This window comes from Bacteroides sp. DH3716P (genome assembly GCF_025914115.1).
Taxonomy (GTDB): Bacteria; Bacteroidota; Bacteroidia; order Bacteroidales; family Bacteroidaceae; genus Bacteroides; species Bacteroides ovatus.
On sequence record NZ_CP083673.1, the window covers coordinates 4,508,865 to 4,519,444 of the forward strand.

3 protein-coding genes and 1 pseudogene are annotated in these 10,580 nt (G+C 45.2%); all 4 read left to right on the plus strand.

Annotated features, from left to right (window positions below; genetic code table 11):
• The first annotated feature begins 1 nt into the window (after position 1).
• On the plus strand, positions 2–1,171 hold the full coding sequence (locus KQP79_RS16845) for an MFS transporter (RefSeq protein ID WP_004311737.1): 1,170 nt from the start codon (positions 2–4) through the stop codon (positions 1,169–1,171).
• Between the two features lie 35 nt (positions 1,172–1,206).
• A complete protein-coding gene (locus KQP79_RS16850; RefSeq protein WP_004311736.1) occupies positions 1,207–2,094 on the plus strand; it encodes a carbohydrate kinase family protein in 888 nt (295 codons plus the stop codon).
• A 391-nt stretch (positions 2,095–2,485) separates the two neighbouring features.
• Positions 2,486–8,068 carry a carboxypeptidase-like regulatory domain-containing protein gene (locus KQP79_RS16855; RefSeq protein WP_234120777.1) on the plus strand — a complete coding sequence of 1,861 codons (5,583 nt, stop codon included), beginning with the start codon at positions 2,486–2,488 and terminating at the stop codon, positions 8,066–8,068.
• A 4-nt stretch (positions 8,069–8,072) separates the two neighbouring features.
• Positions 8,073–10,493: pseudogene (locus tag KQP79_RS16860) on the plus strand (substrate-binding domain-containing protein); the annotation flags it as partial.
• Positions 10,494–10,580 lie beyond the last annotated feature (87 nt).

Below are 10,580 nucleotides of genomic sequence, written 5' to 3' on the forward strand. Positions count from 1 at the left end.
AATGGAAAACAGTAAAAACTCTTCCCTCTCCAAACTAATCCCGGTGATGCTTTGCTTCTTCGCCATGGGATTCGTTGACCTGGTAGGCATTGCCTCCAATTACGTAAAGGCAGATCTTGGTCTGTCGGACTCACAGGCGAATATCTTTCCATCACTGGTATTCTTCTGGTTCCTGATTTTCTCCGTACCCACCGGCATGCTGATGAGCCGCATTGGTCAGCAGAAAACCGTATTGCTTAGTTTGATTGTGACTTTCGCTTCTCTGTTGCTACCCGTTTTCGGCGACAGCTATATGCTGATGCTGATTTCCTTCTCCCTCCTGGGCATTGGAAATGCGTTGATGCAGACTTCTCTGAATCCGTTACTTTCCAATATCGTGCGTGGCGACCGCCTGGCGAGTAGCCTGACTTTCGGTCAGTTTGTGAAAGCCATAGCTTCTTTTCTGGCACCTTACATCGCCATGTGGGGAGCGACACAGGCCATTCCGACTTTCGATCTAGGCTGGCGCATCCTGTTCCCTATTTATATGATTGTGGCCGTCATCGCTATTCTTCTACTCAATGTCACACAAATTGAAGAGGAAAAAGAAGAGGGCAAACCGTCTACTTTCGGACAATGTATCGCCCTGCTTGGCAAACCGTTTATTCTGCTTTGTTTCATTGGCATCATGTGTCATGTCGGCATTGACGTAGGTACGAATACTACCGCCCCGAAGATTTTGATGGAGCGCATCGGCATGGGATTGGATGATGCTGCTTTTGCAACCAGTCTTTATTTTATTTTCCGTACGGCAGGTTGCTTTCTGGGTTCTTTCATCTTGCGTAAGATGTCTCCGAAATCTTTCTTCGGCATTAGTGTGGTGATGATGTTGATTGCCATGATCGGTTTGTTTATCTTCCATGAAAAGGCAATTATCTATGCTTGCATCGCTTTGATTGGTTTCGGCAACTCCAATGTATTTTCCGTCATCTTCTCGCAGGCATTGCTTTATCTGCCGGGTAAGAAAAACGAAGTTTCCGGCTTGATGATTATGGGACTTTTCGGCGGGACGGTGTTTCCGTTGGCAATGGGAGTGGCTTCGGATACTTCCATGGGACAGAATGGTGCTATCGCCGTAATGACGGTGGGCGTGCTTTATCTTTTGTATTATACGTTCCGTATCAGAAAATAATTTTATAACTTTGGAAACAATAAAACCTGTATATCATGAATAATATAATTGTAGGAATGGGCGAAGCACTTTGGGATGTGTTGCCCGAAGGAAAGAAAATCGGTGGTGCTCCGGCAAACTTTGCCTATCATGTATCACAGTTTGGTTTTGACAGTCGTGTAGTGAGTGCCGTAGGCAGGGATGAACTGGGAGAAGAAATTCTGAAAGTATTCAACGAGAAGAAGTTGAAGATGCAGATTGAACAGGTAGACTATCCTACCGGTACGGTGCAGGTGACGCTCGATGACGAGGGCGTGCCTTGTTACGAAATCAAAGAGGGCGTGGCGTGGGATAACATTCCCTTTACGGATGAACTGAAACGTTTGGCCTTGAGCACACGTGCTGTTTGCTTCGGTTCGCTGGCTCAACGTAATGACGTGAGCCGTGCCACTATCAATCGCTTTCTGGATACGATGCCTGATATAGACGGACAGCTCAAGATATTTGATATCAATCTCCGCCAGGATTTCTACTCAAAAGAGGTATTGCGTGAATCGTTCCGCCGCTGCAACGTCCTGAAGATAAACGACGAAGAACTGGTGACTATCAGCCGTATGTTTGGTTATCCCGGTATCGATTTGCAGGATAAATGCTGGATTCTGTTGGCAAAATACAACCTGAAGATGCTGATTCTCACTTGTGGAATCAATGGCAGCTATGTGTTCACTCCGGGCGTTGTCTCTTTCCAGGAGACGCCCAAAGTACCGGTTGCCGACACAGTGGGTGCAGGCGATTCTTTTACGGCTGCTTTCTGTGCTTCCATTCTCAATGGAAAACCGGTGCCCGAAGCGCATAAACTGGCTGTCGAGGTTTCTGCTTATGTCTGCACACAGAGCGGTGCGATGCCCGAACTTCCGCAGGTTTTGAAAGATAGACTGATGTAATTCTTTTATTGATAGTAAGCATAGAGGTATATTTCATTTCGTGGGGGTGTACCTCTTGTTTTTTGTACGTACGAAAGATACAGGCATAAAAAAAGGAGCAACGCCTTGCTCCAATCTTTGTTAACCTTAAATCTAATACTATGAAAAACACATTGCAAAGATACGGACTTCTGTCAACTTTGCAAATAATCCAAATAAAAAGAGATGTTTTATAACATCAATTAAGTGTTTGTATCACGCTTTATACGTTTGTTAATGGTTTCCTGGGTAAGTATGGGGACTATTTTTACTTTTTTTCAGAGGATAAGATTGCGAATAATCGGGTGATTTATAGCATACTCACAGTTTTATTTTCTATTTTTGTTCTCAATCTATCTATTTATCGAATGCCATGAACACAATGCTATGCCAGCTAAAGAGCCTGTTGTTATTGGGAGTCCTGCTTTTTGCCAATGGAGCATTCGGACAACCGATGCTCTGGGACGATGCCTCTTCCGAAACGATCGTTTTCGAACTGACCAACAAAGAGGCCTTGAAACTTCTCAAAGGCAAACTCCGACAGAAACAGTGGAAAAAAATACAGCAGACTCCTTTTGCCCGTTTCACGGAAACTTGGAACAACCCTCCGGTCAAAGGGCATTTTCTGCTGGCTGATGTAGAGCGGAACGAAGTTCATTACCGTTATGCTCCGGTGATTCCTTTTCATGTTTTCCTTTTCAAGGAGTATGGTGTACTTACCTTGCAGGTGGTTGATGCCGGGGAAACAATCAGGAAAGATGCCAAAGTGCGGGTAGGCAGCAAGGTTGTTTATTACGATGAAGACAGTCAGACATATACTGACGATAACTGGTCCCAGAAAGAACAGCACATTTTGACGGTTGAAGTGGATAAGTTTCGTGCGGTATTCGATTTGAGGAAACACCTTGTACCACCCTGGTATAAAAATGATTATGACCGGCAAGATGCACCGGAGTTTTATAGTTACCTGATTACTGACAAGAATAAATACAGACCGGGCGAAACTGTCCGTTTCAAGTCTTATGCTCTCTCCGAACATAAACGTCCTCTGAAACAGGAACTTTCATTGTGGATGCGTGTCGGTTCTTCCTGGCGTGACTATAAGAAGATAATGTCCGTCGTCCCTTACCATCCGGGAGGCTTCGCCGGAGAATTCCTGTTGGCGGATTCATTGAACCTGAAGCTCGATCAGAGATATACCGTACAGCTTCGTGATAAGCGGGGACGCATCGTAGCCTCCACCAATTTCAAATATGAAGACTACGAACTGAACGGAAACAAGTTGTTGGTGAAGCTGGCTTCGAATGTGCAATATGCATCGCAGAGTAACCGCATGGATATCAGTGCAACGGATGCCAACGGACTTCCTTTGCGGGAGGTGAATGTAGAAGTGACTGTCGGCAGACAGCAGGTACTGAAGTCGTATGCGCAGATACTTTCTTTGCCCGATACCCTGATGTCCGTGCAGGCGGAACTGGATGCTTCCGGGAAAGCTTCGGTAGATATTCCTGCTCGGATATTCGGAGCTTCCGATTGCTTCTATACGGTGAATGTAGTTTTGCTTACGGCAGACAATAACCGTTTGGAGCAGCAGAGCAAAGCGACTTTCTACTATTCGTGCTATGATATGCAGTGCACTACGCAGGCGGATACTATTTGCTTTTCATTCTTCGACCTGGGAGTGGAGCGTCCTGTGGCGGCCGAACTGACCTATGGTGAAAAGAAAGAAGTGAAGAAAGTGCGTTTGCCCTATCGCGAACCGTTCAATCAGGCGGTGACGGACTATCGTTTCAAAATACCGGAAACAGGATATGAAACGACGATTGCTTCCGCCGCACTTGACTCCAAACTGGAACTGAATGGCGGCATAGAAAAAGATTCGTTCTGTGTCTCCCTTTCCAATCCTTTGCAGCTGGAACTTTCCTGGTATGTGTATCAAGGCAACCGCCTGTTGCAGAAAGGTTCGGGAAAAGAGATGGAACACAAATCCGGAGAGATTGATCCCTCTTCCGTCTATTACGTAGAAGTATTTTATTTCATGGGGGATAAGGAATGTATGTTGAAACGCTCGTACACTTCACCTTCCGAACGGCTGGTGATTGAATCTGATTTGCCGGAACGAGTGTATCCCGGTCAGAAAGTGAAAACAAAATTGAACGTGACCAATATACAAGGGCGTCCGGTATCCAACGTCGATCTGACAGCTTTTGCGGTCAACACGCAGCTGGATTATCACGTACCCGATTTACCCTATTACGGGAGTGCACCCCGTCCGCGCGAGCAACGTGCTTCCTACTCAATGAAGCAAAAAGGGTATCTACATACCGGCACATTGGATTATCAGCATTGGAACCAGTTGCTTCATTTGGATAAGTTGCCTTATTATCAGTTTGCTTATCCTTCGGGAAATCTGTTCCGTCAGACGGTTGATACACCGGATGGAACCACCCAGTTTGCTCCTTATGTGATGCTGAACGGGCGGGCGGTGAATATCTATGTGATTGAGCAGAACGATGTTCCCTGCTATTTTTCGTGGACGGAACAGCCTAAGCAGTATTCTTTTCCTGTATTGCATCCGTCGGGAAAGCAGAAGATAATGTTGCGAATGCACGACAGGGCTTTCATCATTGATTCTCTGGCTTTCGACCGGGGCAAGAAAACGATTTTAAGTTTCGATATGAATCAGTTGCCGCAAGGAGTGGAAGTAGTCTGGTTGCGGCAGAGGAAAGGGAAATATGATGAGTATAAGTTTACTTCGGAAGAGAAGAAGCGTTATGAACGGTATCTTTGCCGTCTTCCAGTGATGGATGGGGCGGTATATACTTCGCTCAAACATAATGGAAAGCTGTTTCCGGTTTCACTCATGGAGCTGTCGCGCTACAAGAAAAAGATATTGGCAGGTCCTGTGGAGGCGGGACCTTGGAAATATATGAATGGTGTGTTGTATCGGCACGAGGGAGGTTTCTCTTATGAATTCGAGGGCAATGTGGTTTATAAATATAAGGATGAGGAACTGTGCCCGGCTTATCTGAATTTTTCGTCTGTGGCAAAGATTCCGACTTTGAATGATTACCATTTATCACCGGAAAGATTCCGTAGTCTGGTGGCCGAACTTCGCAAGGGAAAGAGTTGGCATCCCACCCGGATTTATTTCTCCCTGCCGGATAAGACGTTGAATTTCCGGCTTCCGGAAGAAAAAGATTCTACCGGAGTGGCTAACTTGCTCTTTAAAGACTGCACTACCGGAGAACTGGTTTATCCGGATACCTTGGTGCAAATGAATAGAATATATTCCAAGTTTCCTGCCGGAACGTATGATGCGATTTTGCTTTATAACAATGGAAAGTATCTGAAACAGGATGCTCTGACGATACAATCATATACCTATCTGGATGTAGATATGGAATCTCTGCCTCTACACGAACGCGATTCGTTGTCAGCAGGGTGGCTCTTGCTGGGAAGAGGAATTGGCAGGATCGGTACAAACTTTCCTGGTCACAGGGAAATGAGGATCAGGCAGTATGTACGCAATTACGGCGGTAAAGTCTCCGGTTATGTAACGGATGCTACCGGAGAGCCTTTAATCGGGTGCAGCGTGGTGGTGAAAGGAACGACGGAGGGAACGATCACCGACATGGACGGATATTTCGAAATGGATTGTGACAGGGGAGGGGATCAGCTTTTGTTTAGTTATGTCGGCTTTAAACAGCAGGAGATGAGAGCAACTCCCGGAGCCAATCTGTTGGTTACTTTGGAAGAAGATAGTCAGGCGCTGGAGGAAGTGGTCGTTGTAGGATACGGCATGCGTTCAAGATCTTCGTTGACGGGGGCTGTTGCCGGATTAATGGTAAGTTCTTCTTCTGCTGCTGCAACCGCACCTTTGGAGAAACTGGAAGAGCAAGATCAGAAAGCGAAAGAAGAAGCGGATAACGAACAGTTGTATAATGAACTGATGCAATTGAATGGCTTACGTAGGAATTTTTCGGATGTGGCTTTCTGGCAGCCTCGTTTGTTTACGGATAAAACCGGAACGGTACAGTTTGAAACAACTTTCCCCGATAATGTGACGAAATGGGAAACTGTCGTTTATGGCATGAACCGTCGTTTGCAGACGGGTACTTTCCGACGTTTCGTCCGCTCTTACAAACCGTTGATGGCGGAGTTGAAAACTCCCTGTTTCCTGGTGGAGGGGGATCAGAGTACGGTGGTCGGGACTATCCGCAATTATCTGGATGGGCAGCACATAGCCGGAAAGACACAGTTCTGCGTCGGAACGGATACGTTGAAACGGCAGGAAGTGAGTTTCATGGAGGGATTTCATGAAACAGTGCCGATGCAGGCAGTTCATGCCGATAGCGTGACCATCAGCTATCTTTTCACTCGCGACGATGGCTATCAGGATGGAGAGGAATATACGATTCCGATACTGCCACAGGGAACTGAATTGGCACAGGGCACATTGGGTATTCTGTCCGATGCAAAGACGGTCAAAGTGCAATCCGGCGAGGATGAAGAAGTGATGGTGAGTATCACTGACAATCAGTTGGACATCTATAAAGAATCAGTGAATTACTTGACAGGATACAAATATTTGTGCAATGAGCAGCTGGCATCCAAGTTAATCGGTTTGTTGGCTTACCAACAGTATATGCAGAGTAAGGGTGAAAAGGTGAAAGTAGATAAAGCAATTCGATCTATCATCCATCGACTGACGAATCATCAGAACAAACATCAGTTATGGTCGTGGTGGGGGAACTCTGAAAATACTTCTTTCTGGATGTCTGCGCATATTCTGCGGGCTTTGAAGATGGCGCAAGATGCAGGTTATCCTGTGGAGTTGAATCTGAATGGTTTGAAAGTGGAGTATGCTCATACGCGTCCTTATCGAGGAATGAAACTGGAAGATATAGAAATACTTCATGCTCTGCATGAGTGGAAAGTAGAGGCGGATTATTCTTCGGCAGTCAGATTATTGGAACCTTTCGTCCGGCAATTGGAACAGAAAGAAGACTCGTTGGCAAATAGAAACAAGTATTATCGTCCTCTTTCATACTTGAAAGAGAAGCTGCTTCTCTGGGAAATCAAGCAACAGGTGGATTCGGTGAATGTGGGTGATAGCGTACGTCCTTATCTGAAAAAGGATATGCTGGAAGGTGTTTACTGTGACGACGGACGGCGTACTTATTATTGGGAGGGAAATCAGATGATAAATACATTGATAGCCTACCGGATTATTAAAAATGACCCTTCCCTGTGTAAGTTGAAAGAAAATATGCAATTGTATATTTTGCGGACTAAGGAGCGCGGATGGAATACGTATCAGGCTTCTTCGGCTGTGGCAACTGTTCTGACCGATTTGCTGGCAGGTTCCGGAGGGATGTCAGGAACGTCGGTGTCTGTGAGCGGTAAGGATCATCAACGAATTATGGAATTTCCTTATCATGCCCGGCTGACAGCAGGCGACAGTCTGCTTATTTCAAAAACGGGAAAAGAGCCTTTATTGTATAGTGTCTATTCAATGAAGCGTGTGATGAATGCTCGTCAGAGTGATGCTTTCAAGGTGGAGGTGACTTTGGAAAAAGACTCTTTGGTGGCGGGTGTACCTGTTACATTGACAGTTACCTTGCAGGTGAAACAGGAGGGTGCGCAATATGTGATGCTCGAAGTTCCTGTTCCGGCAGGTTGTAGTTATGCCTCAAAACCTGTTAATTTCTCCCGTTCTGAAGTATATCGTGAGTATTTTAAAGAGAAAACTGTTATCTTTAGCGAAAAATTACCGGTAGGTACTTATCAGTTTACGGTTCCTTTGCTTCCACGCTTTACTGGAAAATATACGCTGAACCCTGTGAAAGTGGAACTGATGTATTTCCCGGTGGTGAATGCAAATAATGCGGGGAGAGAAATTTGGATTACAGAAAGAAATACAAAAGATATACGAAAGAAAGGGAATGATTGAAGCGATGAAATATACGAAGTGGATAACAGTCTTGTTTTGTCTTTTGGGCTTGGCGGCCTGTCGGCAGGATGCGCCTCGTTTCCGTATTGGGGTGGCCCAATGTAGCGATGACTCTTGGAGGCACAAGATGAATGATGAGATTCTTCGCGAAGCGATGTTTTATGATGGAGTGTCGGTTGAAATCCGCTCGGCGGCGGATGATAACCGTAAGCAGGCGGAAGATGTTCATTATTTTATAGATAAAGGAGTTGATTTACTGATAATTTCCGCCAATGAAGCGGCTCCCATGACTCCAATTGTGGAGGAGGCCTATCAGAAAGGAATACCTGTCATTCTTGTAGACCGGAAGATACTTTCTGATAAATATACTGCCTATATCGGTGCCGATAATTATGAAATAGGTCGTGCGGTAGGAAATTATATCGCATCAAGTCTGAAAGGGAAAGGGAATGTAGTGGAGCTTACCGGACTGAGTGGTTCCACCCCTGCCATGGAACGCCATCAGGGATTTATGGCTGCTATCAGCAATTATCCGGATATCAAACTGATTGATAAAGCGGATGCTGCCTGGGAACGTGAACCGGCAGAAGTGGAAATGGATAGTATGCTTCGCCGTCATCCGAAGATTGATGCGGTATATGCACATAACGACCGTATCGCTCCGGGAGCCTATCAAGCTGCGAAGAAAGCCGGACGTGAAAAGGAAATGATTTTTGTTGGCATTGATGCCCTGCCCGGCAAAGGAAACGGGCTTGAATTGGTGCTTGACAATGTGCTCGATGCAACTTTTATTTATCCGACTAATGGGGACAAAGTGATGCAACTGGCCATGAATATTCTTGAGAAGAAGTCTTATCCTCGCGAAACGGTCATGAATACTGCCGTTGTAGACCGCACGAACGCGCACGTTATGCAACTTCAGACTACCCATATCTCGGAACTGGATCAGAAGATTGAAACATTGAACGGACGTATCGGTGGGTATCTGTCGCGTGTAGCTACGCAGCAGGTCGTGATGTATGGCGGCTTGGTTATTCTTTTATTAGTAGCGGGATTGTTGTTGGTAGTCTATAAATCCCTCCGTTCCAAGAATCGCCTGAATAAAGAGTTGTCCGAACAGAAGAAACAAGTAGAGCAACAGCGCGATAAACTCGAAGAGCAACGGGATATTCTTGAAGAACAGCGTGACAAACTCGAAGAACAGCGGGATCAGCTTATCCAGCTTTCTCATCAACTGGAAGAAGCGACTCATGCCAAGCTGGTTTTCTTCACAAATATATCTCACGATTTTCGTACTCCACTGACATTAGTTGCCGACCCGGTAGAGCATTTACTGGCTGATTCGTCTTTGAGTGAAGATCAGCGCCGAATGTTATTGTTAGTTCAGCGAAACGTGAATATCCTCTTGCGTCTTGTCAATCAGATTCTGGATTTTCGTAAATACGAGAATGGAAAAATGGAATATACTCCTATTTCGTTAGACATTCTTTCTTCTTTTGAGGGATGGAACGAGTCTTTCATGGCAGCAGCCCGGAAGAAACATATTCATTTCTCATTCGATTATATGCCGGATACGGATTACCGCACATTGGCAGATGTAGAAAAGTTGGAACGCATCTATTTCAACCTCCTTTCCAACGCTTTCAAATTTACTCCGGAGAATGGAAAAGTAACTGTACGCTTATCTTCCCTGACTAAAGACGATCATTGTTGGATTCGCTTTACTGTTGCCAATACCGGCTCAATGATTTCTGCGGCGCATATCCGGAATATTTTCGACCGTTTCTATAAGATAGATATGCACCATGCCGGTTCGGGTATTGGACTGGCATTGGTAAAGGCTTTTGTGGAATTGCATAAAGGTACCATCACAGTGGAAAGTGATGAAAAGCAAGGAACTATCTTTACCGTTGATTTGCCTGTACAGACTTGCGAGACTGTTGTTTCTGAAAACTCTCCGGCATTCTCTGTCCCTGCTACTTCTGTAACCTCCACCGATGCTGCAACCTCTGCCGTTGCTGGGGCTCCCGTAACTCCTGCAACTTCTGGTTATTCCGGTTCTTCGAGCTTGAATGATGCTTTAACTTACGAAGAAGAGGAATTGGAAAAAAGTTACGACTCTTCCAAACCTTGCGTTCTGATTATTGATGATAACGCTGATATTCGCTTATATGTGCATGGATTGCTTCACACTGATTATACTGTTATAGAAGCTGCATACGGCTCGGAAGGTATTCGTAAAGCTATGAAATATGTCCCGGACTTGATTATCTCCGATGTAATGATGCCCGGAATGGATGGAATTGAATGTTGTCGTCGCTTGAAAAGCGAATTACAAACCTGTCATATTCCTGTTATCCTATTGACAGCTTGTTCTTTGGATGAACAACGAATTCAAGGGTATGATGGTGGTGCAGATTCTTATAAGTAGATGTTCATAATTGGTTTATATCATAAGGTTTTGATACCTTTGCCTCATAAAATTCAAATATGCACTTATGGGCAAAATCAA

Excerpts from the sequence above, each read along its gene's own strand:
- KQP79_RS16845 (WP_004311737.1), top strand. The coding sequence starts at position 2 with ATGGAAAACAGTAAAAACTCTTCCCTCTCCAAACTAATCCCGGTGATG.
- KQP79_RS16850 (WP_004311736.1), top strand. The coding sequence starts at position 1,207 with ATGAATAATATAATTGTAGGAATGGGCGAAGCACTTTGGGATGTGTTG.
- KQP79_RS16855 (WP_234120777.1), top strand. The coding sequence starts at position 2,486 with ATGAACACAATGCTATGCCAGCTAAAGAGCCTGTTGTTATTGGGAGTC.